This window comes from Paenibacillus sp. FSL H7-0714, from assembly GCF_038003765.1.
In the GTDB taxonomy this organism is placed as follows: domain Bacteria; phylum Bacillota; class Bacilli; order Paenibacillales; family Paenibacillaceae; genus Paenibacillus_AQ.
This window is the reverse complement of record NZ_JBBOPT010000001.1, coordinates 4002579-4029455: the sequence shown is the minus strand read 5'-3', so window position 1 is coordinate 4029455 and position 26877 is coordinate 4002579. Positions and strand designations below refer to the sequence as shown.

26 protein-coding genes are annotated in these 26877 nt (G+C 43.2%); 23 read left to right on the top strand and 3 right to left on the bottom strand.

From position 1 onward, the window contains the following. The first annotated feature begins 28 nt into the window (after window positions 1-28). The 18 genes from NST34_RS17910 (at window position 29) to NST34_RS17825 (ending at window position 18236) form a co-directional block, all read left to right on the top strand. The gene (locus NST34_RS17910; protein WP_339265088.1) at window positions 29-442 is read left to right on the top strand and encodes a LysM peptidoglycan-binding domain-containing protein; all 414 of its coding nucleotides are present in this window, start codon (window positions 29-31) and stop codon (window positions 440-442) included. A 109-nt stretch (window positions 443-551) separates the two neighbouring features. Continuing rightward, complete coding sequence (locus NST34_RS17905) at window positions 552-761, top strand: DUF896 domain-containing protein (protein ID WP_042188845.1); 210 nt, start codon at window positions 552-554, stop codon at window positions 759-761. 49 nt (window positions 762-810) lie between these two features. Further along, the gene (locus NST34_RS17900; RefSeq protein WP_149647306.1) at window positions 811-1338 is read left to right on the top strand and encodes a hypothetical protein; all 528 of its coding nucleotides are present in this window, start codon (window positions 811-813) and stop codon (window positions 1336-1338) included. 33 nt (window positions 1339-1371) lie between these two features. Continuing rightward, entirely contained in the window at window positions 1372-2157 is a 786-nt protein-coding gene (locus NST34_RS17895) for an HAD family hydrolase (RefSeq protein ID WP_341128457.1), read from the top strand. A gap of 248 nt (window positions 2158-2405) precedes the next feature. Next, a complete protein-coding gene (locus tag NST34_RS17890; RefSeq protein ID WP_341128456.1) occupies window positions 2406-2837 on the top strand; it encodes a FixH family protein in 432 nt (143 codons plus the stop codon). Window positions 2838-3011: 174 nt separating this feature from the next. Then, window positions 3012-6389: a methionine synthase gene (gene metH, locus NST34_RS17885; RefSeq protein WP_445667695.1), complete on the top strand. Its 3378-nt coding sequence runs from the start codon at window positions 3012-3014 to the stop codon at window positions 6387-6389. Window positions 6390-6533: 144 nt separating this feature from the next. Next, window positions 6534-7481, top strand: a complete 948-nt coding sequence (gene rnz, locus NST34_RS17880; RefSeq protein ID WP_076298752.1) for a ribonuclease Z — start codon at window positions 6534-6536, stop codon at window positions 7479-7481. Between the two features lie 283 nt (window positions 7482-7764). Continuing rightward, window positions 7765-8553, top strand: a complete 789-nt coding sequence (locus tag NST34_RS17875) for an HAD-IIA family hydrolase (RefSeq protein WP_341128454.1) — start codon at window positions 7765-7767, stop codon at window positions 8551-8553. A 46-nt stretch (window positions 8554-8599) separates the two neighbouring features. Then, window positions 8600-9415 carry an Fpg/Nei family DNA glycosylase gene (locus NST34_RS17870; RefSeq protein ID WP_341124961.1) on the top strand — a complete coding sequence of 272 codons (816 nt, stop codon included), beginning with the start codon at window positions 8600-8602 and terminating at the stop codon, window positions 9413-9415. Then, a complete protein-coding gene (locus NST34_RS17865) occupies window positions 9405-10262 on the top strand; it encodes a deoxyribonuclease IV (RefSeq protein ID WP_341128453.1) in 858 nt (285 codons plus the stop codon). Before NST34_RS17870 ends, NST34_RS17865 begins: the two co-directional genes overlap by 11 nt. 2 nt (window positions 10263-10264) lie before the next feature. Next, on the top strand, window positions 10265-10609 hold the full coding sequence (locus NST34_RS17860; protein WP_042188830.1) for a cyclic-phosphate processing receiver domain-containing protein: 345 nt from the start codon (window positions 10265-10267) through the stop codon (window positions 10607-10609). Further along, window positions 10606-10929, top strand: coding sequence for a thioredoxin family protein (locus tag NST34_RS17855; protein ID WP_231573284.1), 324 nt, complete (start codon window positions 10606-10608; stop codon window positions 10927-10929). The genes NST34_RS17860 and NST34_RS17855 overlap by 4 nt, the downstream gene beginning before the upstream one ends. Next, window positions 10929-11711, top strand: coding sequence for an ABC transporter ATP-binding protein (locus NST34_RS17850; protein WP_341129565.1), 783 nt, complete (start codon window positions 10929-10931; stop codon window positions 11709-11711). The genes NST34_RS17855 and NST34_RS17850 overlap by 1 nt, the downstream gene beginning before the upstream one ends. Then, complete coding sequence (locus tag NST34_RS17845) at window positions 11708-12775, top strand: SAM-dependent methyltransferase (protein WP_042188827.1); 1068 nt, start codon at window positions 11708-11710, stop codon at window positions 12773-12775. The genes NST34_RS17850 and NST34_RS17845 overlap by 4 nt, the downstream gene beginning before the upstream one ends. Window positions 12776-12895: 120 nt before the next feature. Further along, on the top strand, window positions 12896-14395 hold the full coding sequence (locus NST34_RS17840; RefSeq protein WP_341128452.1) for a serine/threonine protein kinase: 1500 nt from the start codon (window positions 12896-12898) through the stop codon (window positions 14393-14395). 336 nt (window positions 14396-14731) lie between these two features. Beyond that, window positions 14732-16285: an ABC-F family ATP-binding cassette domain-containing protein gene (locus NST34_RS17835; RefSeq protein WP_042188823.1), complete on the top strand. Its 1554-nt coding sequence runs from the start codon at window positions 14732-14734 to the stop codon at window positions 16283-16285. A gap of 72 nt (window positions 16286-16357) precedes the next feature. Further along, window positions 16358-17398: a ThiF family adenylyltransferase gene (locus tag NST34_RS17830; protein ID WP_341128451.1), complete on the top strand. Its 1041-nt coding sequence runs from the start codon at window positions 16358-16360 to the stop codon at window positions 17396-17398. Further along, entirely contained in the window at window positions 17343-18236 is an 894-nt protein-coding gene (locus NST34_RS17825) for a response regulator transcription factor (RefSeq protein ID WP_341128450.1), read from the top strand. The genes NST34_RS17830 and NST34_RS17825 overlap by 56 nt, the downstream gene beginning before the upstream one ends. Before the next feature lie 45 nt (window positions 18237-18281). Here NST34_RS17825 and NST34_RS17820 read toward each other — a convergent pair whose 3' ends face one another. Further along, window positions 18282-18782, bottom strand: coding sequence for a C40 family peptidase (locus NST34_RS17820; RefSeq protein ID WP_076283549.1), 501 nt, complete (start codon window positions 18780-18782; stop codon window positions 18282-18284). Between the two features lie 326 nt (window positions 18783-19108). After that, window positions 19109-19750: a thiamine diphosphokinase gene (locus NST34_RS17815; protein WP_076283550.1), complete on the bottom strand. Its 642-nt coding sequence runs from the start codon at window positions 19748-19750 to the stop codon at window positions 19109-19111. Window positions 19751-19912: 162 nt separating this feature from the next. Between NST34_RS17815 and NST34_RS17810 the strand changes: the two genes are divergently transcribed. Continuing rightward, entirely contained in the window at window positions 19913-20377 is a 465-nt protein-coding gene (locus NST34_RS17810; protein WP_076283779.1) for a low molecular weight protein-tyrosine-phosphatase, read from the top strand. A gap of 136 nt (window positions 20378-20513) precedes the next feature. On the opposite strand, the gene NST34_RS17805 is transcribed toward NST34_RS17810, so the two are convergent. Further along, window positions 20514-21245, bottom strand: coding sequence for an alpha/beta hydrolase (locus tag NST34_RS17805; protein ID WP_076298745.1), 732 nt, complete (start codon window positions 21243-21245; stop codon window positions 20514-20516). 265 nt (window positions 21246-21510) lie between these two features. Here NST34_RS17805 and pdhA point away from each other — a divergent pair, with 265 nt between their 5' ends. The 4 genes from pdhA (at window position 21511) to lpdA (ending at window position 26750) form a co-directional block, all read left to right on the top strand. After that, window positions 21511-22578 (top strand): pyruvate dehydrogenase (acetyl-transferring) E1 component subunit alpha, encoded by a 1068-nt coding sequence (gene pdhA, locus NST34_RS17800; protein WP_042188812.1) that lies wholly within the window; start codon window positions 21511-21513, stop codon window positions 22576-22578. Window positions 22579-22593: 15 nt separating this feature from the next. Further along, entirely contained in the window at window positions 22594-23571 is a 978-nt protein-coding gene (locus tag NST34_RS17795; RefSeq protein ID WP_042188810.1) for an alpha-ketoacid dehydrogenase subunit beta, read from the top strand. A 111-nt stretch (window positions 23572-23682) separates the two neighbouring features. Further along, window positions 23683-25335 (top strand): 2-oxo acid dehydrogenase subunit E2, encoded by a 1653-nt coding sequence (locus NST34_RS17790; protein ID WP_076283552.1) that lies wholly within the window; start codon window positions 23683-23685, stop codon window positions 25333-25335. 2 nt (window positions 25336-25337) lie between these two features. Next, window positions 25338-26750 carry a dihydrolipoyl dehydrogenase gene (gene lpdA, locus NST34_RS17785; protein WP_042188806.1) on the top strand — a complete coding sequence of 471 codons (1413 nt, stop codon included), beginning with the start codon at window positions 25338-25340 and terminating at the stop codon, window positions 26748-26750. Window positions 26751-26877: the final 127 nt, after the last annotated feature.

The following is a 26877-nucleotide window of genomic DNA, read 5'->3' as shown; positions in this document are numbered from 1 at the left end:
AAGAACAAGTGTTTGGAGGATGATATTCATGTTAAAATACAGTACATACCGTAGCATCTACGATAAAGCCCCAGTGGTTGAATCTTTAGGACATAATCCTATTACCCGTTATTCAGCTCAGATTAAAGAGATTACAGAGCTTTTGCTTGAAGGCTTGATGCGTTTGTTCCGTAGAGATTTTGTTATTAAACTGACATTGATCATCGTGCTCGTACTATCAGGACTTACAGTAGTAGGTAATGTATTTGCAGGATCTACTACTTTAATGAAGGATGAGAAGCGCGTAGTGGTTGAACGTGGAGATACACTTTGGAGTATTGCTCTTGAGAATAAACCTTCTGATATGAAAACGGCTGTATATATAGAAGGAATTAAAAAATCCAATGGCATTAAAGGTAGTCAGATTAATGCTGGAGATATTCTCACTTTACCTATATATTAATATTCTAAGAACATAATAAGAGGACATGAAGAGCTTGCAGGGAGTAAACCTTGACAAGCTCTTTTTCTCATGGCAGAGTTAGAATTAATTTATAAGGGGAGGGAAAGTTTTGAATATTGATGAGTTGGTCGCGCGTATTAACGAATTGGCACGCAAACAGAAGAGCGTAGGCCTTAATCAAGAGGAAACGGCGGAACGCGCCAAGCTTCGTGAAATTTATTTGGGGAATATTCGCAATAACTTCCGAGCACAATTGAATACGATTGAATTGGTCGATAATGATGAGCATGAACAAGGTAACAAGGGGCGTAAGCATTAACACCCTGTTCCTTTTCATAGATATTACTGGATGACTAGGGGGAACGCATATGGCCCGTTCTTGGGAAAGAATGGTTCAACGCAACACGCAGCAAATTAATAAGCAAAGAAAGAAACAGGGGAAGGAAACGATTTACGCATCTAAATCTAAATCTCCTGGTAAGAACAGTGAAACCTTTAAAGGCCGTAACATTGCATTTCCAGTAGTGTTATTAGTGCTTGGTACTATGTTTTGGATGGTTGGTTCAGTGGACCAGGCCAAAGGTAATGGTATGCTTATGAACTGGCTAGGAGTCGTTTTGTACTACTTACTAGCGGCACTTCTGTTCTTCCGACGTCCGTACTTGAAGGTAGAGAATGCTAGACTATCTACTATAAAATTCAACCGCGAACGTTATCTGCCAGCTTCTGATATTGAGAAAATCATCCTTTCGCGTGGAGCTGTTGTAATTAAGCATAAAGGCAAACGCACGAAATGGATTTTTACCAGACTTATGAATCGTTATGATACCAATGCAATGGGGACTCGACTGGAAGCATTCGCAAAAGCTCACCAAATTGAAGTAGTTCACGAATAGAAATTAACCAGCCATGGGAGAGGGAGACCTGTAATGCCAATTTCCGCCGTACTATTTGACCTTGATGATACACTGCTCTGGGATGATCGGAGCGTTAATGAAGCATTTCGTTCTGCATGTGAAGCCGCTGGGGATACGATTGATCCACAAGAACTGGAACTTGCGGTGCGTAAAGAAGCCATTGGACTATATGAATCCTACGAAACGAACCCGTTTACAAAGATGATTGGGATTAATCCGTTTGAAGCACTTTGGGGGAACTTTACTGCAGGTGAACAGCCGGAATTCCGTCAATTGGAGCAGCTTGCACCGGGATATCGTAAAGAGGCATGGCGTCGTGGTCTTGCAGCACTTGGTGTAGAGGACGAAGTTCTTGCTGAGACATTAGCAGCCAAATTCGCAGCAGAGCGTAGAAATCGACCTTACATCTATGAAGAAACGATTCAGGTGCTTGAAGAACTGAAGGGGAAAGTGAAGCTATTGCTTCTGACTAATGGATGCCCTGCATTGCAACAAGAGAAACTAGATGGCGTACCTGAAATCGTTCCTTTCTTTGATCACATCGTGATTTCTGGAAGCTTCGGAAAAGGAAAGCCGGATAAGGAAATTTTTCTGCATGCCCTAGAACTTTTAGATATTGCACCTGAGCAAGGAGTTATGGTCGGAGATAAGCTTACAACGGATATTCGTGGTGGGCTGGCAACAGGTTTGACTACAGTTTGGATTAATAGAAAAGGCAAACAGCCAGATCCGGAAATTCAGCCGGATTATGAAATCAAACATCTTGGAGAGCTTCTTTCATTAGTCCAATCTTTATAAAATTTCATTCATTTAAGCTTTAAGAAGGCAGTGAGTTCCTAGGTATCTAGGAGACTTGCTGTCTTTTTTATATCTACATCATACTTAGTATGATAGATGAGATTTACTAGTATATGATTTAAGTCACAAGAGTTTAGCTGAATTGATGCGAAATACTGAAAAACCAATAATAATGTGTATAATAGATGGAGAATGTATAACATGAATTGGTAGATTCTTAGTAATCAATTCGACTGGGAGGAATCTAAATGAAGATTTCAAGAACAATAGTTCCTTTATTATTAGGTGCAACACTTTTAGTATTGGGAGGATGTTCATCAGACCAAACCAAACAATCTGGAATACATAATATGAATATGAACATGGACATGTCTATGGAGCCTATCAAGGTCGAGTTACATTGGAGTCCTGAAGAGGTTGTTGTAAATCAGAAGGTGACCTTTGAAGCAGTGGTGACGCAAGACAACTTGGCAGTAGATGATGCGAAAGAGGTTCTGTTCGAAATTGTGAGTAAAGATGATAGTGAACAGAAAATTGAATTTAAAGGAAAGCTAGTCAGTGATGGAATCTATCAAGCAGAGGGAACACTAACGAAAGAAGGACAATATATTGTTACATCACACGTAACTGCTAGAACTCAGCATTCTATGCCTAATAAAGAACTCTCTGTAAAACCATAATTAAAAGAATAGCAATTCCTATGATTACAGATAATGCAGAGTGGAAAGGAAGGCTTTTCGAAATTCCTTTATTCTGCTAAACTTACTCTAATGTTTTACTGGGGGGACTATACGTTGGCTAAATATACACTTGAGGAAAGCTTACAACAAAGAATATTAATTCTAGATGGTGCAATGGGCACAATGATCCAACAGGTGCCTCTGACAGGTGAGGATTTTGGTGGGGAAGAATTGGACGGCTGTAATGAAATGCTAGTATTAACTCGTCCAGAAGTAATTCAGACGATTCATGAGCAGTATCTTGAAGCAGGTGCTGATCTCATTGAAACAAATACATTTGGTGCAACGTCTGTTGTACTTGCTGAATATGATATTCCGCAGCGGGCTCGTGAAATTAATCTGGTTGCAGCAAAGCTAGCCCGTAATGCCGTTGATAAATATGATACACCAGATCGTCCCCGCTATGTTGTAGGTGCGATGGGTCCTACAACAAAGACACTCTCTGTTACGGGAGGCGTGACTTTCCAAGAGCTCGTTGATAGCTACGAGGAACAGGCAGTGGCATTGATTGATGGTCAAGTAGATGCGTTATTGCTAGAGACCTCTCAGGATACTTTGAACGTGAAGGCTGGAAGTATAGGTATTCGAAATGCATTTGAGAAGACGGGTATCAAATTGCCAGTGATGATTTCGGGAACAATAGAGCCGATGGGTACCACACTTGCCGGTCAGAACATTGAAGCATTCTATATTTCTTTAGAACATCTGAAGCCTATCTCTATAGGTCTGAACTGTGCGACGGGTCCAGAGTTCATGCGTGATCATATTCGATCACTTTCTGCAATCTCTTCAGCGGCTGTGAGTTGTTATCCGAACGCTGGACTGCCAGATGAGAATGGGCATTATCATGAATCTCCTGATTCTCTTGCGCGTAAAATTGCTGCGTTTGCAGAAAAGGGATGGCTTAACATTGCGGGAGGTTGTTGCGGAACGACACCGGAACATATCCGTGCTATGTCGGAGGCACTTTCACAATTCCCTCCACGTCCGCTTGCAGGAAATCATCCACCGGCACTTTCAGGGATTGAACCTATTTATATTGAGAACGACAACCGTCCATACATGGTCGGTGAACGTACGAATGTATTAGGGTCGCGTAAGTTTAAACGTCTTATCGTCGAAGGTAAATATGAGGAAGCCTCAGAAATTGCCCGTGCACAGGTGAAGAGTGGTGCTCAAGTTATCGACGTCTGCGTGCAAGATCCGGACCGTGATGAGATTGAAGATATTAAGCTGTTTCTAGAATTAGTTGTAAAAAAGGTTAAAGTTCCTTTGATGATCGATACTACCGATCCGAAGGTTATTGACCTGGCGTTACAGTACTGTCAAGGTAAGGCGATAATTAACTCCATTAACCTTGAAGATGGTGAAGAAAAATTTGAGCTGGTCACTCCATTGATTCATAAGTATGGCGCAGCTATCGTAGTGGGTACGATTGATGAGACAGGACAAGCAATTAAGGCTACGGACAAACTGGAAGTTGCCAAACGCTCCTACGACTTATTAGTGAACAAATACGGATTAGCTGGAGAAGACCTTATTTTCGACACGCTTGTGTTCCCTGTAGGAACCGGGGATGAACAATATATTGGCTCTGCTAGAGAAACTATTGATGGGATTCGTTTAATCAAAGAAGCACTTCCAGGTGTTCATACGATCTTGGGGATCAGCAACGTTTCCTTTGGATTACCGGAAGCAGGACGTGAAGTGCTGAATTCAGTATTTCTCTATGAGTGCACTAAGGCTGGATTGGATTATGCGATCGTAAATACCGAGAAGGTAGAACGTTATGCGTCTATTCCTGCTGAAGACCGTCGTCTTGCGGAGGAATTAATTTATAATACAAATGACGACACGCTTGCTGCTTTTGTAGCCGCCTTCCGAGGGAAAAAGGTTGAGAAAAAAGAGAAAATTTCTAACCTGTCACTAGAAGAGCGTCTGGCTTCATATGTTGTTGAAGGCACCAAAGAAGGACTTATTCCAGACCTTAATGAGGCGCTTACCAAATCAGGACCTTTGGAGATTATCAATGGCCCGCTAATGGCCGGGATGTCAGAGGTTGGACGGCTGTTTAATAACAATGAGTTGATTGTTGCTGAGGTGCTGCAAAGCGCTGAAGTGATGAAGGCTTCTGTTGGTCATTTAGAGCAGTTTATGAAGAAGGATGAGACATCGGTAAAAGGTAAGATCATGCTGGCAACTGTAAAAGGCGACGTGCATGATATAGGTAAGAATCTGGTGGAGATCATCTTATCCAATAATGGTTATCAGATCATTAATTTGGGTATAAAAGTACCACCTGAGACCATTATCGAAGCGTTTCGTCGTGAAAAAGCCGATGCGATCGGATTGTCTGGACTACTCGTAAAATCGGCACAGCAGATGGTGCTGACTGCGCAAGACCTACGCACGGCTGGGATTGATGTGCCTATTATGGTAGGTGGTGCTGCCTTGACTCGCAAGTTCACCAAAACACGTATCCGGCCGGAATATGATGGGATGGTATTATATGCTAAGGATGCTATGGATGGACTCGATATTGCTAATCGGCTTATGAATCCTGTTGAACGGGAGAAAATTGCCGAGGAAATTCGAGTGGAAGCAGAATCCGCAGTGGCAGTTGCTCCTAAGCAAGAGCTTCCTACGCTGACTAGAGCTGTACGCTCCAAAATTTCTCCAGATGCACCTGTATTTGTTCCACCCGATTTAGAGCGCCATGTCATTCGTAATTATCCATTGGGGCATATTATCCCTTATGTGAACATGCAAATGCTGCTCGGTCACCATCTGGGGCTACGAGGTTCTGTAGAGGCGCAATTAGCTGCTGGTGATGAGCGGACTGTGGAGTTGAAAGGTACTGTCGATGACATTCTACATCAAGCGATGCTGGAAGGTACGATTACTCCTCATGCGATGTATCAATTCTTTCCGGCACAATCAAGTGGTAACGATATTATCGTGTACAATCCACAGAATACAGCCGAGATTCTGCATACCTTTACTTTTCCAAGACAAGGTGTTGAGCCTTATCTCTGTCTAGCGGACTTTTTGAAGTCGGTCGACAGTGGAATGATGGACTATGTTGGATTCCTCGTGGTAACTGCGGGACATGGTGTTCGTGAGCTCTCTACAGCCCTTAAGGATAATGGAGATTATTTACGCTCACATGCGTTACAATCTGTAGCGCTGGAAGTAGCAGAAGGATTAGCGGAGCGTGTTCATCACATGATGCGTGATACATGGGGCTTCCCAGATCCTGCAGATATGACCATGAAACAAAGACATGGGGCAAGATATCAAGGGATTCGTGTATCCTTTGGTTATCCTGCATGCCCAGATCTGGAAGATCAGGGACCACTATTTAAACTGTTATCCCCAGAGGATATCGGTGTTCACCTTACAGAAGGCTTTATGATGGAGCCTGAGGCTTCCGTTTCGGCGATGGTATTCGCTCATCCAGAAGCGCAGTATTTTAATGTAGAGAAGCTGTAATTCTTTCATTTATACACCCGGTCTGTAGGGGGATTGTATCCCTTTCAGCGGAACCTCCCGTAACTGGGGGGTTTTTTGCTGGAAGAAGGACGTTTAGAATAGATAAGAGATAGTTCAGCCAATAAGAAGAAGGGAGGAAGAGGGATGGAATTATATTTTTTAGGTACGAATGCAGGGGTACCAACTATACAACGCAATGTAACGTCGATTGCATTAAGACTTCTGGAAGAACGCCGTAGCATTTGGATGTTCGATTGCGGGGAAGGTACTCAGCATCAGGTTCTTCGCTCACCGATTCGCCTAGGGAAGCTGGAAAAGCTATTTATTACACATTTACACGGAGATCATCTATTTGGTCTTCCAGGTTTATTATCTAGTCGTGGTTATCAGGGAGGGACATCTCCTTTAACGGTTTATGGTCCCCCTGGATTGAAGGCATACTTAGATATATCCTTAGCTGTGAGCCAATCCCGAATTCCATACAAGATTGAGATTGTCGAGCATACAGGAGGAACGGTATTTGAGGATGATGGTTTTAAAGTGGAGGCAGCATTATTAGAGCATCGTATTGATAGCTATGGTTACCGGGTAACGGAAAAGGATAGTCCCGGGAGCCTCAATACGGAATTACTAAAGAGTTATGGCTTAAAGCCTGGACCGTTATATGGAAAATTAAAAAAAGGTGAAGATGTTATAACGGATGACGGTGTTCGTATCTGCGCTGCTGATGTTGTTAGAGAACCTAAAAGAGGGCGTATTGTTACGATCTTGGGAGACACAAGACCTTGTTCAGGAGCTTTAGAACTCTCACTTCATGCAGACCTTATCGTTCATGAAGCAACCTTTGCTCATGATCTGGCAGAAATGGCGTATCAATACCATCACAGTACAGCACGTCAAGCTGCAGAGCTAGCCAAGGAAGCCAATGCAGGCCAACTATTGTTGACTCATTTTAGCTCTCGTTACAGTTCGTCTGAAGAGTTGATTCCTTTGCTGGAAGAAGCTGAGCTCATTTTTCCAGAGACATTATTAGCGGAGGAATTCGGCACATATCCAATTTATCGAAGACAAAACGGGCAATTGGGGAAATGATTATTTTCCGGGAAAGCGCAGGAAATGACAGTGCTATGATAAAAAATGCTGGAAGAGTCTCTCGTTCGATTTCATTCGACGAAGTGTGTTAGATTTAAAGTAATTACAGCGTGAAAGAGGTACGAATGGCTGGAAATCTTGCCGAAAATAAACGGACAATACCACCAAACAAAAAGTATTATTAATCATTCTAAATCCAAGATGGGCTTAGGTTGAATGTTTATTAATACCATTATTAATTTATCACATTAATTAATTTTTTATGGAAATAGAGGGATTTATAATGGAACAGATTAAAGGATTATTGATTGACTTAGATGGTACGTTATACCATGGGCATAAAATGATTCCTGGTGCTGATTTACTGATTAAAGGTCTGCGTGAAGCGGGCATTCCTTTTTTATTTGTTACCAACAATTCATCGCGTACAGCGGCTAATGTGGCTGCACATTTATGTGGAATGGGAATCGATGCGAAAGCTGAGGAGGTATGTACCTCATCAATGGCGGCCGCACGTTACATAGCTGAGGAATCACCTGGGGCTGCAGTGGCGATACTTGGAGAAGAGGGTTTGCATGTGGCTTGTACCGAAGCTGGGCTCCGCATTGTCACAGACTCACCCGATTATGTACTGCAAGGCATCGATCGCTCCTTCAACTATACGTCGCTCTCGCAAGCTTCACGCTGGATTCTGGGAGGAGCAAAGTTTGTACTCACTAACCCAGACTTAATGCTGCCATCAGATGATGGCATTATGCCTGGCGCAGGTACGATCGGAGCAGCCATCGAGGCTGCTAGTGGAGTGAGTCCGGTAGTGATTGGCAAGCCGGAATCCCATTTAATCAAATTTGCGACAGATCTTCTTGGTTTAGAGCCTGAACATGCAGTGGTTGTCGGTGATAATATGCGTACAGATATAGCAGCTGGAGTAAATGCGGGCTGTCGTACAGTTCTTGTATTTACCGGATTAACCAATGCAGAAAATCTTGACCACTATAAAAACCTTACCGGAATCTCACCGGATGAAATTTGTGCCGATTTAACTGAACTTAAAACGTTTCTCGGTGTATAATAGCTAGGATCTTATTACTTCACCAACCTAGAAGGGACGATGAGCTATGCCGGAATTGCCGGAAATGGAGAATTATAGAAAGCTGCTTAGTCAGCATATTATAAATGTGCCAATATCTGATGTAATCGTGAACAGAGAAAAATCAATTAATATGGAAACAGAAGCTTTTAGAAATGCATTGATCGGTGCGCGTGTTGTTTTTGTTGAGCGGCGTGCCAAGTATATTTTGTTTCATCTTCATGATGGACGAAGACTACTTTTACATTTGATGCTTGGTGGAATACTTTTTTATGGCACGGAGGAAGAACGGCCGGATCGTAACACACAAGTCGAAATTGCATTTGGAGATCATACCCTTTACTTCATAGGACTTCGCTTAGGGTATTTACATTTGCTGTCGGTTAAGGAAAGCGAAGCCACAATGGGTAAACTTGGACCTGAGTTGCTGGATCGTCGAATGACGCTGGAACGATTCACAGGATTATTAAAGGGACGGCGAGGTGCGCTCAAAAGCCTGTTAGTAAATCAGCATGTGATGGCTGGAGTCGGGAATTGCTACGCCGATGAGATTGCTTTTGAAGCTAGGCTTTTACCTTCTGCACTAGTACAGAATTTAACAACTGAATCTATAGCCCGTCTTTATGAGAGCATCCAAAAAGTACTGACTGAGGCCACTGAAATTGGTGGGTACATGGAAATGCCGTTTATGACTGGGGATACTGTTACAGGTTCATATAATAATCAATGTAAAGTGTATGATCGTGAAGGCGAGTCTTGTCTTCGTGATGGGGGAACAATTATCAAAACAGAGCTGTCTGGACGCAAAGTGTTTTATTGCCCAGACTGTCAGCATGACCAATAGTCTTCAAATAGGGGCTCATGTCAGCATTCGTGGCGGATATGGGAGAGCTGCCCGATTCGCTTGGGAGAGCGGTGCAACATGTTTTCAATATTTCCCTAAAAATCCGCGTAGTTTAAAACTTAAACAGGTAGATGTACGAGATACGAGGGATTGTGCGCTCTTTTGCCAAGACAAAGGGATTGCTTCGATTGCTCACACACCCTATGGGATTAACATGGCGGCTGGTGTAGATGATGTTACTCCACGAAAGGTTTATGTATCCTCTCTCTTAAATGATCTAGAGATTGCAGAAGCTTGTGGTTCATTAGGCATCGTTGTTCATTTTGGACATTTTGGTGGAATGGAGCCGTTACAAGGCTATCAAAATATTATACAATGTATGAATGAGGTGCTTCAGACCTGGGATGGACGTACTAAGCTGCTTATAGAGAATCAAGCGGGCAACCATGGAAATGAAGGAATTACACTTGAAGAACTCGTGAAAGTTCGAGAGCTTAGCCAATTTTCGGAGAAAATAGGATTTTGTTTGGACACCTGTCACGCTTACGCAGCTGGTATCTGGAACCCTGAGCGAACGGAAGACTTCCTTGAACGAGGAGAGCGACTTGGATTTTGGCCACATCTTGTTGCTGTTCATTTAAATGATTCTAAGTTTCCTTTCGACTCAAGACGCGACAGACATGCTGGAATCGGACAAGGACATATTGGAGAGCAGGGGCTGAAAAGCTTATTGTCCTCCAAGCTTTTACGAAGCTCAGCTGTTGTCATGGAAACGGAGAAGGGTGCGGATGGCAGTCACCGAAAAGAAATTGCTACTGTGCGTGGTTGGTTTGAAGCGGAGGCGTAATTGTGATTCATATCTATATGGATGATCTTCGAAAGGTACCTAAAGGGTTCGCTCTGGCTCGTTCGACGGAAGAATGTCTTCTAATGCTGCGTGAGTGCGAGGTGGATATTTTATCACTGGATTACGATATGGGACCGGGTGATTATTCGGGTGGAGAAGTTGCCAGACGGATCGTACTGGAAGGACTGTTCCCCCGAGAAATCTATTTGCACACTTCCAGTCTGTGGGGGCGAAAAGAAATGTATGAGATCTTATATACTGCTAAACCTGAGGGGATGCTTTTGGTAAATGGTCCCCTGAGTTCTGATAAGCTTCGCGATATCGCCGAGGAGACGGACTTGAAATGAAGGTAATGAATGAAGTGGAATTACTGGAGGCGCTCAAGAGTTCAGGAGAACCGCTTGTAGTATTCTTACACACTCCACTGTGCGGTACTTGTAAGGCTGCTGAACGGATGTTAGAGGTGGCGGCTCATCTATTGCCTGCTGAACTTCAAATGGTTGCAGGCAATGTGAACATGCTGCCGAATTTGGTACAACAATATCGTATTACGAGCGTTCCTGCACTACTTGTAGCTTCTGCAGAACGGGAAAATGATCCGAAAGTTTATTATTCCATGGTTTCAGTTGAGCGAGTGCTGGAATACATAAGGAGTGTTATATCATAATCATTTCATTACAACATTTATCTCTCCGCAGGGAAGAAAGCTTAATCTTGGACGATGTGTCGCTAGAAGTTAAAGAAGGTGAGAACTGGGTCATTTTGGGACGGAATGGCTCTGGTAAAACCACAATTTTAGAGATGATGACTGGTTATTTGTTTCCTAGCAAAGGGACTGTAGAAGTGCTGGGTTATAAATATGGACAATGTGATATACGTGAGGTTCGTAAAGAAATTGGCTATATCGGGCCTTCCTTGATGGAAAAGATGTCATTAAATGATCCGGTGTGGGAGGTCGTAGCAACAGGTGCTTACGCTTATTTGCGTTTCTACGAGACGATCCCCACCGAAGTAAAAGAGAAAGCGATCAGCATGCTGGAAGATATGAATCTAGGCAATATGGCATTTCATCCTTTTGGGACCTTGTCACAGGGGGAACGTAAAAAAGCTATGCTGGCAAGATGTCTTATGGCTGACCCTAAGCTATTAATTATGGACGAGCCATGTGCCGGCCTTGATCTATATGAAAGGGAAAAAATGCTGGCTGAAATAGACAAGCTGAGACAGCGTAATGTTTCTGTAGTATACGTAACTCACCATGTGGAAGAAATTGTCCCGCTTTTCACGCATGTTGCTTTAATCCGTGAAGGTAAGCTAGCTGGATCTGGACCGAAAGAAGAAGTATTAACGAAAGAAATGATCTTGGCCACTTATGATATTCCTGTTGATGTTGAATGGGTTAGCGGTCGTCCCTGGATTAAAATTAGACCTGGAGGCAAAACGATTTGAACGATTTAAGACAAGATACCGAAGAGCAGAACATTGCTCCGGAAGAAGAAGTGTATTCCCGATATATTTGTACAGCTAATCACGGATTTGCGCCTTATGCGCAAGAAGAGCTTCGCCGTTTATTCGGTGCTGTGAAGAGTACCTTGTTACTACCAGGAGAAATCTTTCTGGCTACATTGCAATCTGAACCAGAGGAAGTAACGCGCCTACTCACACAGAATCTTCCCATTTTCCTGCGTCATATACAACCTGTTCAGTTTCAGGATGAAGGAACCATGGAAGCTCTACAGCGTTTGGCGGTGTATTTAAGTCGCCACACTGAGCTTGTGGGTGAAAAGGTATCCCTAAATGTTCGTAAAGGTGATCCTTCCTTCTGGCAGGACAGTCCAGGAGAACTTCGTGAATGGCTCCAAGAGCAATTGCAGAACTTAGGCGCAGAATTTACTGTGCAAGATCCAGCCTGGGTTATTTCAGTCTACGCAGACGGGAATGCCTTATATGCAGGTGTGTCCAGACCAGAAGCGAATTTATCTAGCTGGAATGGCGGTGCCATCCGTTTCCGTAAGGAGGATGGACAAATCTCGCGTGCCAAGTTCAAACTAATGGAAGCCGAGAAGGAGTTTGATATTCCTTTTTACAGCTTCCGTAATGCGTTAGATATTGGTGCTTCTCCAGGTGGGTGGACTTCTTTCTTACTGGAACGCGGAATGAAGGTTACGGCGGTTGACCCTGCGTTAATGCATGAGTCCCTTCGTAATTATCCGGGCTTGAAAATTCTTCGTAAAAACGCAGGAGAAGTGAAATTCCGGGACAATGAATTTGATCTGCTCGTGTGCGATATGAGCTGGAGTCCTAAGCTGATGGCGAAGCTAGTAACAGGGTTACTCCACAGTCTGTCACCGGGTGGAACAGCCATTGTGACCGTAAAACTAATGCATAAGAAACCACTTGCGATGATCAAAGAAATTATTGCGATGTTTGAAGGGGAGCGCATGCAGATTCAGCGTGCAAAGCAGCTGTTCCATAATCGTGATGAGATCACACTTTATATGATTAAATACTAATAAAACAAATTTAAAATTTCTAAGGGAAAGTATCCCGTTATTAATGTTAACCGTATTTTGCGGTAAGAACATTAATGGCGGAAGCTTTCTCTTTTTTTATTGCGAAAAGGAGGAGTTAAATTGCATTTTGAGACGAAACTTAAGATTGGACAGGTTATTGATGACAGATACAGAATTACGGGCCATATTGGTTCAGGTGGGATGAGTAATGTTTATCTTGCGGAAGATTTGCGTCTAAAGGGTAAACGATGGGCTGTAAAAGAAAGCTTATGCTTAGATGAGCTGCATTCTGACATCCAAGCGGAAGCCGATATGTTAATTACACTAGATCACCCACGATTGCCGCGTATTATCGATTTCTATCTTCCAGATCGAGAAGGGTATTCCTATTTAATCTTGGACTATATTGAAGGTGTGAGCTTGAGTCAGCTAATGAAGGATAATCCCGGACCTTTGCCAAGTGACTTCATCATTCAGGCGGCTAAACAGCTTTTAGAAGTCCTTCAATATTTGCATAGTCATCAACCACCGATTATCTATCGTGATCTAAAGCCTTCAAATATCATGTTGACACTGCAAAAAGAGCTGATGTTAATTGACTTTGGGATCGCACGAAGCTACAAACACGGTATCTCTGAAGATACGGTTAAGCTTGGTACGGTTGGCTTCGCGGCACCTGAGCAATATGGAAGTGGGCAGAGTCAGCCGGTATCCGATTTATATGGACTAGGAGCATTAATTCTCTATATGGCAACTGGAGGGCAATGTAGTCAATGGGAGTTTGGGATGGAGAATAGGCTTTATAACCATATGCCATCTGGCATTATTCCAATCATAAGACGCTTATTACGACATCACGCTGAGGAGCGTTATCAGAATGCAGAAGCAGTTCTACAGGCACTAATTCGTATGGAATCTGAAATGGATAGAGGAAATGATTTTACTAATTCAGTCCCACGCTCTCTCGAAAAGCGAAAAGCGATGGTCATTACCATACTCGGAGTTGCTTCAGGTCTTGGAACAACACATACTTCATTCGCAGCGAGTAGCTTACTTGCACAGAAGGGGGCAACTGCATGGGTTGATTTTTCTCCTGATTCATCGGTTTATGAACGCATTCGCAGCATGTTACATACACAGATTACAAATGTTGCATCCAAGGATGAGATATCTGCTTTTTCATGGAAAGGGGTGCATTATTGGAAACGTCCTATTCACGGAAAAATGGCTGATTTGCTGAGAGGGGATTATCAATTTGTAGTGTTGGATCTTGGCGTTGGGGAATATGAAGGGGCGCTTGATGAGTTCAAATATAGCGATATGCCGATTCTAATTACTTCTGGTGCAGATTGGCGACTCGAAGATTTACTAGTGTGGCTTAGGCGTAAAAGGTTACAGCCTGAAACGAATTGGAGGGTGGGGTTACCACTCGCAGAACGCTCAACTGTACAACTGTTGCAGACCGCTATAGGTACAGATAAGATTTATGGACTACCTTTTCAGCAAGATCCATTCAAGCCTAAGGGGAAGTTGGTAGAAGTGATCAATGAAATGTTTGAGGGAGTTTTAGATGTACCCAGTAAGGGGAAAAGCCGTAGTTTTTTTCAAAAGAAAGGCTGAATAAAGCGGTTCTCTATGCTTCCTCTTTTCACTCAACTAACTTTTAGTTCAGTGTTGCATTAAAGTGTGTTAAAATATATATTTATACGTGTTTTGAAAAATATAAGAAAGTATAAGTTTTACACTATACTTTATCTTTATATTTCTTGCATGAACGCTTACCGTCCTATAGGGACGCCGAAGACGTTTCTGCTTGAAATATAAGAAAGTATAAGCTTCACACTATACTTTATCCTTATATTTTTACGAGAAACGTTTGTCGTCTTTAAAAGACCACAACGTCGTTTCTTCTTATTACGCATTATTTAAGTATAGACAGGAGCTTGCGGAGAATTTATGAGTTTACTTAGTGTAGAAGACGTTTCCCACAATTTTGGGGATCGGACGTTGTTTAAAAATGTTTCTTTCCGGTTGTTACCGGGTGAGCATGTAGGAATCGTAGGAGCAAATGGCGTAGGGAAATCGACGCTTATGAATATTTTGACTGGAAAACTGTTGAAGGATAGTGGAAAAGTAGAGTGGACGCCTCGCGTCCGTTACGGTTACTTGGATCAGCATACGATCTTAACGCCAGGGAAAACCATCCGTGATGTATTGAAGGACGCTTTCTTGCCACTTTTAGAGCTGGAACAGGAAATGCTAACTATAACTGAAAAGATGGGCGACGCTTCTCCTGAAGAGTTAGAGATGTTACTCGAGCAAATGGGGGACATTCAGGAACAGCTGGACATCGGAGATTTTTATCTTATTGATGTAAAAGTGGAGGAAATGGCGAATGGTCTTGGCCTATCCGTTATTGGACTTGACCGTGATGTCGCTTCACTAAGTGGGGGTCAGCGCACAAAAGTTCTGTTGGCGAAGCTTCTACTTGAGAAACCGAATGTACTATTGCTGGATGAGCCTACTAACTATTTGGATGTTGAGCATATCGACTGGTTAACTAACTATTTGAAGCAATATCCATATGCATTTATATTGATCTCTCATGATACGGAATTCATGAATAAAGTCGTAAATGTGGTCTATCACCTGGAGTTCGGTAAACTTACTCGATACACTGCGAACTACGAGAAATTCCTGAATATGGCCGAGATGAATAAGATCCAACACATAGATGCTTATGAGAAACAACAGGATTTTATTAAGAAACAAGAGGATTTCATTCAGCGTAACAAAGCTCGTGCCTCCACATCTGGACGGGCGAAGAGCCGTGAGAAACAGCTGGATCGTATGGATCGAATTGATCGACCAGAAGAAGCTGCAAAACCTACCTTTAAGTTTAAAGAAAGTCGGGCCAGCGGGAAAACAGTCTTCGAAGGCATTGATTTCGAGATTGGTTACGACCGTCCGCTTCTACCTATGCTGAACATGACCATTGAACGTGGAGAGAAGATCGCTATAACTGGTTGCAATGGTGTCGGTAAATCGACGCTACTGAAGACTATTCTTGGCGTGATTCCTACGTATAGCGGTAAAACCTATCTAGGAGATTATCTGAACTCAGCGTATTTCCAACAAGAAGTGAAAGCAGCTAATCTTACACCTATTGAGGATGTCTGGAATGAATTTTCTAGTCTAACTCAGAATGAAGTGCGTGGACATCTAGCTCGATGTGGTCTGAAAAATGAGCATATTACCCGACCGCTTAGCATGCTGAGTGGTGGCGAACAAGCTAAGGTCCGTCTCTGTAAGCTGTTGATGCGTGAGAGCAACTGGGTTCTGTTCGATGAACCTACCAATCACCTTGATGTTATTGCCAAGGCAGAGCTGAAGCGGGCATTACAAGAATATAAAGGCACAGTCCTGCTCGTCTCCCATGAACCTGATTTCTATGAAGATTGGGTTACGAAAATTTGGGATGTTGAACAGTGGTCAGCAGTACAAGTATAGAATCATCATACTCCCGGGGAATAGCAGACGATCTGCTGTTCTCCGGTTTTTGGATAAGGGGAGGGAAACCGAATGATTCATACAGATGGTCGTGAAGATCGTTATTCTCGTCAGGTGCGATTTGCGCCATTTGGAGCAGAGGGACAAGAAGGGCTCGCGCAGTCTAGTGTTTTAGTAGTGGGAGCAGGTGCGCTTGGTACAGGGATTGCAGAGACGCTGGTACGCTGCGGGGTAGGCAAAATTATTTTAGCTGACCGTGATTATGTAGAGTGGAGTAACCTTCAGAGGCAACAGCTCTATACTGAGGTAGATGCTATTGAACGTATGCCTAAGGCTGCTGCTGCGCAGCGCAGACTTCAACAGATTAATTCTGAGGTCGTTATTGAAGCCTATGTTATAGATGTTCGTGCCGAAGAGTTGGAAGGGCTTGTTTCAGGGGTTGATCTGATCATGGATGGTACAGACAATTTTGATACTCGGCTCATTATTAATGATATGGCGCAAAAGCACGGTATTCCTTGGATCTATGGTGCATGTGTAGGCAGTTATGGAATAACCTATACGATTTTGCCAGGAGAAACTCCATGTCTCCATTGTCTTCTAGGTACAGTACCGCTAGGAGGTGATACCTGTGATACCGCAGGTATACTTCCGCAAGCAGTACAACTAGTTACGGCAAATGCAACGGCAGAGGCGCTGAAACTACTAGGTAAGCGTAAAGAACAATTAAGAAACAAACTGTTAACGTTTGATGTGTGGCGGAATGAATACCATGAAATTGGAGTGAAAGCTGCCAAAAAGAAAAACTGCCCTTCTTGTGGGAGTCATCCGATCTATCCCTATCTAATGGCAGCGAATACCGAACGAGGCGATGTTCTTTGTGGAAGGGATACAGTACAAATTCGACCTGCGAGACCACAGAAGCTTAACTTGCAGGAAACTGCGGATCGTTTGTCTCGTTTAGGAAGCGGAAGTGTGGACAGCAACTCTTATCTGGTTTCTTTTATAGAAGGGCCTTATCGGTTAGTAATTTTTGCGGATGGTAGAGCGTTGATTCATGGGACAAAAGATATTGCTGCTGCTCGGAGCTTTTATCATCGATATTTTGGATAAAGAAGCTGTAAATAGGTGTTTAGGCCATTCCTTAGGAATGGTCTTTTTGTTTTCCGGGAATTCTATACGTACCGCAGTGATGCTGGTGCAAGTCATATGGATATGGGGGAACTTTGTGATTGAGCAAATAATATGGTATATGGCTGATAGCAGTAGTGGAGAAGAAGATCGAACCGTTATAGAAAGTGTGCTACAAGATATTGGACTTGAAGCAACAAAAAGCGAAGATCCCGAGGATCTCCGCTTATCCATATCAAAAGTAGAACCGGTACTGCTGCTTGCTGAGTTATGCGAGGTGGGGACTTGGGAAGGCTGGGACATAATTTCCGCTGTAAGAGCTGAGGGGATGATACTACCGGTAATGGTGATTTCCGGTGAACAATCTGAATCTGGAACTGGGGCAGTTTCGGCGTTCTCAGCCGGGGGTAATGAATATATGACAAAGCCTTTACATACCGGTGAATTCAAACACAGAATTCTAAATTTGTTAACCCTTACTGGACGGCGTCGAAATTTAAATCAAATACTGAGAGTCGATGGTTTAATGCTCGATCCCAGCCGCAGGTTTGTAAGTCGCGACGGGATCGAGTTAAAAATGACACCCAAAGAATTTGATCTATTGTATTATCTCGCTGCGAACCAAGGAATGATATGCTCTCGCATCGAGATACTTAAGGAAGTATGGGGTTACCAATTTCACGCAGATACCAATGTTGTAGATGTTTACATCAGACATATCCGTTTGAAAATGGATAAAGGTCACCGGAACAAGTTGATTCACACCGTTCGCGGAACAGGATATGTAATGAGGGCGCCCGAAGGCGGCACCACATCCTGAGACTATTTCTCTATTATAGTTAGAACTCTACTACAGAGTCGTTGTTTACAGTACGCGGCGAGCCTTTAAATATGTTTTTTTCCAAGTACCGGAGTTAAGATCGGAAATCGTAACACCAGGTTTGCCGTAAGTGTGCAGAATTTTACCATTGCCGGCATAAACAGCAACGTGAGTTACGTTTTTACCAGTTGCTCTGCTACCGCTGGAGAAGAATACGAGATCGCCTACACGAAGATTCGCTTTAGATACGGCTGTTCCTACTTTTGATTGCGCTGCAGCCGTACGAGGCAGTGTTACGTTATATTGTTTAAAGATGTATTTTGTAAAAGAAGAGCAGTCAAAAACTTTAGTAGTAGAAGTGGATGCACCGAACTTGTAAGGCACTCCCATATATTTCTTCCCGAGATTCACTACGCTTTGACCTTTAGATACGGAAGCTGCTTCAACTTTCGTTGCGCCTACGCCTGTTGCCATCATTGTACCCAAGCCCATTGTAGTAACCATACCTATAACAATCGCTTTTTTAATCCATTGTTGTTTATTCATGTTGTATTACCTCCAAGGTGTTAGTCTTTGTTGTTGTGTTTGTCTGTCTTGCTTGCCTGATTCGTAGTATAGCAGGTTATCTATGACATAAAAATTGGAAGAGGTGCAATAAAGTGAGGCTGGATATGGGTTGTAAGCGTTTTATTAAAAATTCATTAAAAGTTACAAAAAATTAATAATTTGATGTAATAGGATCTTAAAAAAGCCGGAAAACCCTTGGTACAAAAGGGTTTTTACGGCTTTTTCGAATTTGAGATAAAAGTTACAATGATGTTTCTAAACTATAAAAAAGTAGCATTTTTACGTTAAACATGATCTCTATGTATCTAGTCTTTACTCTGAATGATCAGCAACAATCCACTTCGAATGGTAACCGTCCCTGAGGATGAAACCAGTTTGTTACTCACACCAAGTGATTGTCCAAGCTTTAGTGTAGCGTTAGTCAATGGATATTGAAATCCTTCTAAGGTAATACCCGATACTTCTGGGGTTAAAGGCAGTAAAGAAACGTAGGTATAGCCTAAATCGTTGATAACTGCTTGGGATCCTGTAAGGGTTATATAGTTATGCGTGTCCATGACATAGCAGTTGATTTGACGTTGTAGGGCTCTTGTCATCATTTGAATGCTAGCCAGGGAGTGGTCAATTCGAGTACCTGTAACACCTAATAGTAGAATAGAATCGGGTTGCTGATCCATCGCAATATCTAGCGCCATCTCACTATCTGTCAAATCTTTGTTCACGGCATCACAGGTGATAGTCTTCTTGCTTTTGGATTCAATATCTTGAAGCGCTTCAGGCGAAACGGAATCAAAATCACCTACTGCTATATCTGGTGTATATCCGTGTGAAATGAGAAATAGCGCTCCCTGATCCGCACCGATAATAAAATCATCTTCATCTAATAGGTTGAAATATTCTGGAGACAGTTCTCCACCTGCAAAAATTACGACTCGTTTGGATGACATAACATCCATTCCTCCTCTTAAACCTCTTGTTGAGTATCCTGTCCAGTATAATGCAGATCGAAAGGTTGCACAATTGACCTCGAGAACGCTAAAATGAGAGTGTGCGATCTTTTGAGTATAAATTCACATATAATTAGGTTTAACAACTGGGAGGTGAACGAAATCGTAAGAGTACTGTTTGTATGTCTGGGTAATATTTGTCGATCACCAATGGCGGAGGCTGTTCTGCGGCATAAGATTAATGAAAGAGAACTATCTGATAAGATTCTTGTAGACTCAGCGGGAACTGGAGATTGGCATATAGGAAAAGAGCCGCATGAAGGAACAAGACGTATCCTTGATCAGAACGACATTAGCTATGAGAACATGTTAGCGCGGCTAGTCGACAGTGAAGATTTTCAAAAATTTGACTATATCGTCTGCATGGACAAGTCTAATGGAGAGAATGTTCGAAAGATTCCAGGCGGGAAAGACGCCGAGCTAATGTTCTTCATGGATTTATTGCCTGAGGAGGAGCTGCGCGAAGTGCCGGATCCGTATTTTACAGGTAATTTTGAACAGGTATATGATTTGATCAACGCGGGCTGTGACATATTGCTGGAAAGAATGATAAGAGAAAAGCTGTAACCCATTCGGATTACAGCTCTCTCTGTATGATTCATATGGTAAATCGAGGGAAATTGCTGGATTTAACTGTAAGCGCAATCAAGTAATCTACATACTGTTCTTTAGATGTTCACTATTTACTACTATCAATAGGTCATTATGCGTTTAAGAAATAGAGTAGAGATTCTGGTAGCTCTTTCTGCCAGAAACCCCAGAGATGAAGTCCGTCTTTCTCTCGGTAGGATACGGTTGCTCCGCGTGATTCAAGCAATGTTTTTGTTTCTCGATTCATCTGAACAAAATCATAAATGCCAGTATCCGTTTTGTAGTCTGTTTCCTGCAGACCAACGACCATATTAATGTTGAGCCAGGAGAGATCCTCTTCTTTAGCCAGCATGTCGCGGGATTCAGGATAGAATGCACCGGAAAGGCTGATGATACGTGTGAAGATCGCAGGATAAGCAAGTGCAAGATGGAGCGATACACTGCCCCCAAGGGAGTCACCTGCTAAGATTCGTTCGTCCGGAGTACGGCGCACAGGATATTTTTGTTCAATGAAGGGAATAATCTCTTCGGAAAAGCAAGATAAGTACTGCTTGAATCTGCTGCCAAAAGGAGCGTATTCTTGAGTGCGAACAGCGACGTCTACTTCGACACCAACAATGATGAAGGGCTCCACGTCTTCTTCTATAATAAGACGTCCAGCGAGTGTAGCGATGCGGCCAAAGTTAAAGAACTCTTCGCCGTCTTGGCAGTACACCACTGGGTAGCTCAAGACTTCGTTGTAGCCGGGAGGGAGATAGATGCGTAATTTACGTTCCTCCTGCAGATGTTTACTCCAAAGCGTTTCTTTTACAATTGTGCGTTTCAGAAAAACAGAATCGCTCATAGTTGCCACGTCACCTTTCTTGTCGAATTTTGCAATGCACAACGGTTTGCTCTAAAATGAATAGCTGAGTAACTGTGTGATTAATCATTTACTTGTTCCAAAAGCTTTAAACTGTTATATAAAAATAAATCACCTGTTATACATACAAAATTTAAAGGAATATAAATTTTATAAGTATTTCTTTGACGAAAGTAACCAAACAGGTGTATAATAATATTATAACAGAGGCAGCTGATATTCAAATTTTTTTATTGAGGTGAAGATAATGAGTAAAGTTCCTTATGAAGTGTATACAGAGGACGTCGAGGCTCTAACGGTACTTTCCCCGGATGGAGAAATTATCAACAAGGATAAAATGCCTGATTTAACCGACGATCAACTGAAAGAAATTATGTATCGTATGGTATTTACCCGTACTTGGGATGATCGTGCAGTAAATCTTGGTCGTCAAGGCCGTCTTGGTTTCTACGCACCGGTATCCGGTCAAGAAGCTACTATGATTGGTAGCGAGTACGCTTTGGAGAAAGAAGACTTCTTATGCCCAGGCTACCGTGATATTCCGCAGCTAGTATGGCACGGACTTCCATTGTACCAAGCATTCTTATATTCCCGTGGACACCAACATGGTGGAGCTATTCCTGATGGCGTTAATGTATTGATGCCACAAATTATCATCGGCGCGCAAATCCTGCACGCTACAGGAATTGCAATGGGCTTTAAATTGAAGAAACAAAAGAGTGTTGCAATTACTTACACTGGTGATGGCGGTTCTTCTGAAGGCGACTTCTATGAAGGCTTGAACTTTGCTGGTCGCTTTAAACTGCCTGTTATCTTCTTTGTTCAAAACAACGGTTACGCGATTACGACTCCATTCGCAAAACAAACAGCTTCCAAATCGATCGCTCACAAAGCGGTTGCAGCTGGTATCCCGGGAATTAAAGTTGACGGCATGGACATCTTTGCAGTAATCAGTGCTGTTCGTGACGCTGCTGAGCGTGCACGTAATGGCGAAGGTGCTACATTGATCGAAGCTGTAACTTACCGTTTCCGTCCACACTCCCTTTCTGACGATGCAAGTAAATATCGTTCGAAAGAAGAAGAAGGACAATGGAGCGAAAAGGATCCAATCAACCGTCTTGCCAAGTATTTGGAGAAGAAAGGTCTTTGGACTGAAGAAGATACGCTGCGCGTGAAAGACGAAGCGAAAGCTACTGTTAACGAGCAGATTAAAAAAGCTGAACAAACCGAAAAAATGACTATACCTGGCTTGATCGACAGCATGTTCGAAGTAACACCTAAACATCTGGAAGAGCAAAAAGCCGATTTTGAATAAGGGGGATATCAGGCAATGGCACAAATGAATATGAAAGAAGCGATCCGCGACGCGATGCGCGTTGAACTGAATCGTGACCCTAACGTTCTTATCTTCGGAGAGGATGTTGGTAATGTAGGTGGCGTTTTCCGTGTAACGGAAGGGCTGCAAAAGGAATTTGGCGAAGATCGTATTTTTGATACTCCACTAGCTGAGTCCGCTATCGGTGGTCTGGCATTTGGTCTTGGTGTACAAGGCTTCCGCCCAATTGCAGAAATTCAATTCGTTGGTTTTATCTTTGAAGCACTTGATCAGATCGTTGTTCAAGCGGCACGTCTGCGCTGGCGTTCTGGCGGTAAATATAATGCTCCAATCGTATTCCGTACTCCTTTTGGTGGCGGAGTTAAGGCTGCTGAGCTTCATACAGATTCACTCGAAGGTTTGATTGCACAAAGCCCGGGTATTAAAGTAGTAATTCCTTCAAACCCATATGATGCTAAGGGACTTCTTATCGCGTCTATCCGCGACAATGACCCTGTATTCTTCATGGAGCATTTGAACCTTTACCATGCATTCCGTGCTGAAGTGCCAGAAGGTGAATACACTGTTGAACTTGGCAAAGCTAACGTAGTACGTGAAGGTGCTGATGTATCTATCATTACTTACGGGCTGATGGTACATACAGCTACCAAAGCAGCCGAGCAACTCGAAAAAGAAGGCATTAACGTTGAAATTATTGACCTTCGTACTGTAAGTCCAATCGACATCGACACTATTGTAGCGTCTGTGAAGAAGACTAACCGTGCTATCGTAGTACAAGAAGCTCAAAAGAGCTCCGGTGTTGCTGCTGAGGTTATTGCGCAAATTAACGAAAAAGCATTGCTGCACTTGGAAGCACCTGTTCTTCGGATCGCAGGTCCGGACACAGTATATCCATTCGCACAAATTGAAGATACATGGCTTCCAAACCCTGCGCGTATTATTGCAGGCGTGAAGAAAGTTTTGGATTTCTAAAATATTTTTTTCTATGAGAAACGGTTGTCATCCTTTATGGATGACAACGTCGTTTCTTCTTCTGAATTCTAACCATAAGATCAGTCCCAATTTCACAAGGAGGTTTTCAAAGTGGCAAAGTTTGAATACCGATTCCCTGAACTAGGTGAAGGTTTGCATGAAGGTGAAATCATCAAAATGCATATCAAAGCCGGTGACAAGGTAACGGATGATGATATCGTAATGGAAGTTCAAAATGATAAGGCGGTAGTTGAGGTGCCTTGTCCAGTGAACGGTACCGTGTTGGAAGTTTTGACTAAAGATGGCCAAGTTTGCCGTGTTGGCGAAGTTGTAGCTATTATCGAAGCTGAGGGCGACGTGCCTGAGCAAGAAGGCCATGCTGCTGAAGAAGCTCCAGCTGCACCTGCACCTGCTGCACCAGCTCCTGCGAATGCTAAATCAGCGAACTTTGAATATCGGTTCCCAGAATTGGGTGAAGGTCTGCATGAAGGTGAAATCATCAAAATGCATATCAAAGCCGGTGACAAAGTAACCGATGATGATATCATCATGGAAGTTCAAAATGACAAGGCAGTAGTTGAAGTTCCTTGTCCAGTGAACGGTACTGTGTTGGAAGTTCTGACTAAAGATGGTCAAGTATGCCGTGTTGGCGATGTTGTAGCTATCATTGCTGCAGAAGGTGACGTTCCTGAACAAGCAGGTCATGCTTCCGCAGAAGCAGATGCAGCAAAAGGAAGTGCAAATACCACTTCTTCCCCTGCAGCAACTAGCCCATCTGATGCTAAACAAGGTGGATCTGTTAGTGCAGCACCTGCGCCTGACCGTGATGTGTTGGCTACACCAAGCGTTCGTAAATTTGCTCGTGAGCAAAAAGTGGATATCTCTAAAGTGAACGGAACTGGAAAAGGCGGCAAAATCACTCGTGAAGACGTTGAAGCATTCTTGAAAGGTGGTTCAGCACCTGCGGCAGCGGCAACACCTGCAGCGGCAGCTTCTGAAGCTCCTAAGGCTGCTAAAACTGAAGCTAAAGCAACATCTGCAGCAGCGAGCGGTAATGTTAGTCTTGAAGAAGAACGTGTACCTTACAAGGGCATTCGTAAAGCGATCGCCAATGCAATGGTTAAATCGGCTTACACTGCACCGCACGTTACAATTATGGACGAAGTAGATGTTACTGAACTGGTAGCATTCCGTACACGTATGAAACCAATCGCTGAGAAAAAAGGCGTTAAGGTTACTTACCTTCCGTTCATTGTTAAAGCATTGGTTGCAGCTTCCCGTCAATTCCCGGCGCTTAACGCTATGATTGATGAAGAAGCAGGCGAGATTGTTTACAAGAAATACTACAACATCGGTATCGCTACTGATACACCAAACGGCTTGATCGTTCCAGTTATCAAAGATGCTGACCGTAAGAGCATCTGGATGATCGCTAGCAGCATCACTGACCTTGCAGTTCGTGGTCGTGACGGTAAATTGTCTGCTAACGAAATGAAGGGCAGCACGATCTCCATCAGTAACATTGGTTCTGCTGGCGGTATGTTCTTTACTCCAATCATTAACTTCCCTGAAGTGGCTATCCTCGGAACTGGCCGTATCAGTGAAAAAGCAGTAGTTAAGAATGGTGAAATCGTAGTTGCTCCTGTAATGGCGTTGTCACTCAGCTTTGACCACCGTATTATCGATGGTGCGACTGCTCAAAACTTTATGAACTACATTAAATCGCTGCTCAATAATCCTGAGCTGCTGGTTATGGAGGTATAATTATGGTAGTAGGAGACGCTTCTCTAGATATTGACACATTGGTCATTGGTGCAGGTCCTGGTGGGTATGTGGCGGCAATTCGTGCCGCCCAGCTCGGCCAAAAAGTCCTCATCGTGGATAAATCGGAACTCGGCGGTGTATGTTTGAACCGTGGATGTATTCCTTCTAAAGCACTGATTGCTGCTGCACATCAGTTCGAATCTGCTAAGCATGGTGAAGTTTTCGGTGTTACTGCTGAGAACGTTAAAGTGGATTTTGCTAAAACTCAAGAGTTCAAAAACGGCGTAGTTAAGAAAATGACTAGCGGCGTGACTAGCTTGATGAAAGGCAACAAAATTGAAGTATTTAACGGCGAATGCATGTTTATCAGCGACACAGAAGCACGTGTGTTCAATGATCATGAATCCCCACGTTACCGCTTCAAACACTGTATCATTGCTACAGGTTCCCGTCCGATTGAACTCAAACCTTTCCCATTCGGTGGACGCATTCTGTCTTCGACTGAAGCTCTTGAGCTTCCAGAAATTCCGAAGAGCATGATCGTAATCGGTGGTGGTTACATCGGCGCTGAGCTTGGCCAAATGTACTCCAAATTCGGTACTAAAGTAACAATCATCGAAGGTTTGGATACTGTACTTCCAGGCTTTGATAAAGATATGACTCGCCTTGTTGCGAAAAACATGGCTAAAACTGGCATCGAAATCGTAACTAACGCTAAAGCTGAAAGTGCTGTACAGAACGACAAGGAAGTTACCGTGAAATATTCTGTTGGTGGCGAATCCAAAGAAGTTACTGCGGATTACTTGCTTGTAACTGTAGGCCGTCGTCCTAACACTGATGGTGAACTTGGACTAGACCTGATCGGTCTTGAGCTCGACGAGCGTGGATTGATCAAAGTCGATCACCAAGGTCGCACAAGCATTCCTAACATCTTCGCTATCGGCGACGTTGTTCCAGGTCTGGCGTTGGCTCACAAAGCTTCTTACGAAGGTAAGATTGCCGCAGAAGCGATTGCAGGACTTACATCTGTTGTTGACTACAAAGTCATCCCAGCAGTTGTGTTTACAGATCCTGAGTGCTCAAGCGTTGGTTTGACTGAGAAAGAAGCGAAAGACAAAGGCTACAAAGTGAAAGCTGGTAAGTTCCCATTTGCAGGGAATGGCCGCGCCGTATCTTTGAACAGCCCAGAAGGTTTCATCAAAATTGTTGCTAACTCCGAAAACAATCTTGTGCTTGGTGCACAAATCGTTGGTATCGAAGCTTCTAACTTGATCGCTGAACTTGGTTTGGCAATTGAAATGGGCGCAACACTTGAAGATATCGCTTTGACTATTCATGCGCATCCAACCCTTGGCGAAATCGTCATGGAAGCTGCTGAACTGGTTGAAGGTCATCCTATTCACGTAATGAAATAATTTCTCTACCCAATTGCTCTAGCAGGCACTGAAAGGCGGAACGCATTTGCGTTTCGCCTTTTTGAGTTTTCCACTTTTTTGAAAAAAGATATAATGGGAGGAGATGAAACAATTTGAGCGAATACAC

What these genes read in the sequence shown, in the direction of transcription:
- NST34_RS17815 (WP_076283550.1), bottom strand. Translation starts at nt 19,750, where the DNA reads ATGTCATCCAAACGAGTCGTAATTTTTGCAGGTGGAGAACTGTCTCCA.
- lpdA (WP_042188806.1), top strand. Translation starts at nt 25,338, where the DNA reads ATGGTAGTAGGAGACGCTTCTCTAGATATTGACACATTGGTCATTGGT.
- NST34_RS17795 (WP_042188810.1), top strand. Translation starts at nt 22,594, where the DNA reads ATGGCACAAATGAATATGAAAGAAGCGATCCGCGACGCGATGCGCGTT.
- NST34_RS17900 (WP_149647306.1), top strand. Translation starts at nt 811, where the DNA reads ATGGCCCGTTCTTGGGAAAGAATGGTTCAACGCAACACGCAGCAAATT.
- NST34_RS17895 (WP_341128457.1), top strand. Translation starts at nt 1,372, where the DNA reads ATGCCAATTTCCGCCGTACTATTTGACCTTGATGATACACTGCTCTGG.
- NST34_RS17865 (WP_341128453.1), top strand. Translation starts at nt 9,405, where the DNA reads ATGACCAATAGTCTTCAAATAGGGGCTCATGTCAGCATTCGTGGCGGA.
- pdhA (WP_042188812.1), top strand. Translation starts at nt 21,511, where the DNA reads ATGAGTAAAGTTCCTTATGAAGTGTATACAGAGGACGTCGAGGCTCTA.
- metH (WP_445667695.1), top strand. Translation starts at nt 3,012, where the DNA reads ATGGGCACAATGATCCAACAGGTGCCTCTGACAGGTGAGGATTTTGGT.
- NST34_RS17835 (WP_042188823.1), top strand. Translation starts at nt 14,732, where the DNA reads ATGAGTTTACTTAGTGTAGAAGACGTTTCCCACAATTTTGGGGATCGG.
- NST34_RS17890 (WP_341128456.1), top strand. Translation starts at nt 2,406, where the DNA reads ATGAAGATTTCAAGAACAATAGTTCCTTTATTATTAGGTGCAACACTT.
- NST34_RS17805 (WP_076298745.1), bottom strand. Translation starts at nt 21,245, where the DNA reads ATGAGCGATTCTGTTTTTCTGAAACGCACAATTGTAAAAGAAACGCTT.
- NST34_RS17830 (WP_341128451.1), top strand. Translation starts at nt 16,358, where the DNA reads ATGATTCATACAGATGGTCGTGAAGATCGTTATTCTCGTCAGGTGCGA.
- NST34_RS17875 (WP_341128454.1), top strand. Translation starts at nt 7,765, where the DNA reads ATGGAACAGATTAAAGGATTATTGATTGACTTAGATGGTACGTTATAC.
- NST34_RS17910 (WP_339265088.1), top strand. Translation starts at nt 29, where the DNA reads ATGTTAAAATACAGTACATACCGTAGCATCTACGATAAAGCCCCAGTG.
- NST34_RS17825 (WP_341128450.1), top strand. Translation starts at nt 17,343, where the DNA reads ATGGGACAAAAGATATTGCTGCTGCTCGGAGCTTTTATCATCGATATT.
- NST34_RS17820 (WP_076283549.1), bottom strand. Translation starts at nt 18,782, where the DNA reads ATGAATAAACAACAATGGATTAAAAAAGCGATTGTTATAGGTATGGTT.
- rnz (WP_076298752.1), top strand. Translation starts at nt 6,534, where the DNA reads ATGGAATTATATTTTTTAGGTACGAATGCAGGGGTACCAACTATACAA.
- NST34_RS17870 (WP_341124961.1), top strand. Translation starts at nt 8,600, where the DNA reads ATGCCGGAATTGCCGGAAATGGAGAATTATAGAAAGCTGCTTAGTCAG.
- NST34_RS17855 (WP_231573284.1), top strand. Translation starts at nt 10,606, where the DNA reads ATGAAGGTAATGAATGAAGTGGAATTACTGGAGGCGCTCAAGAGTTCA.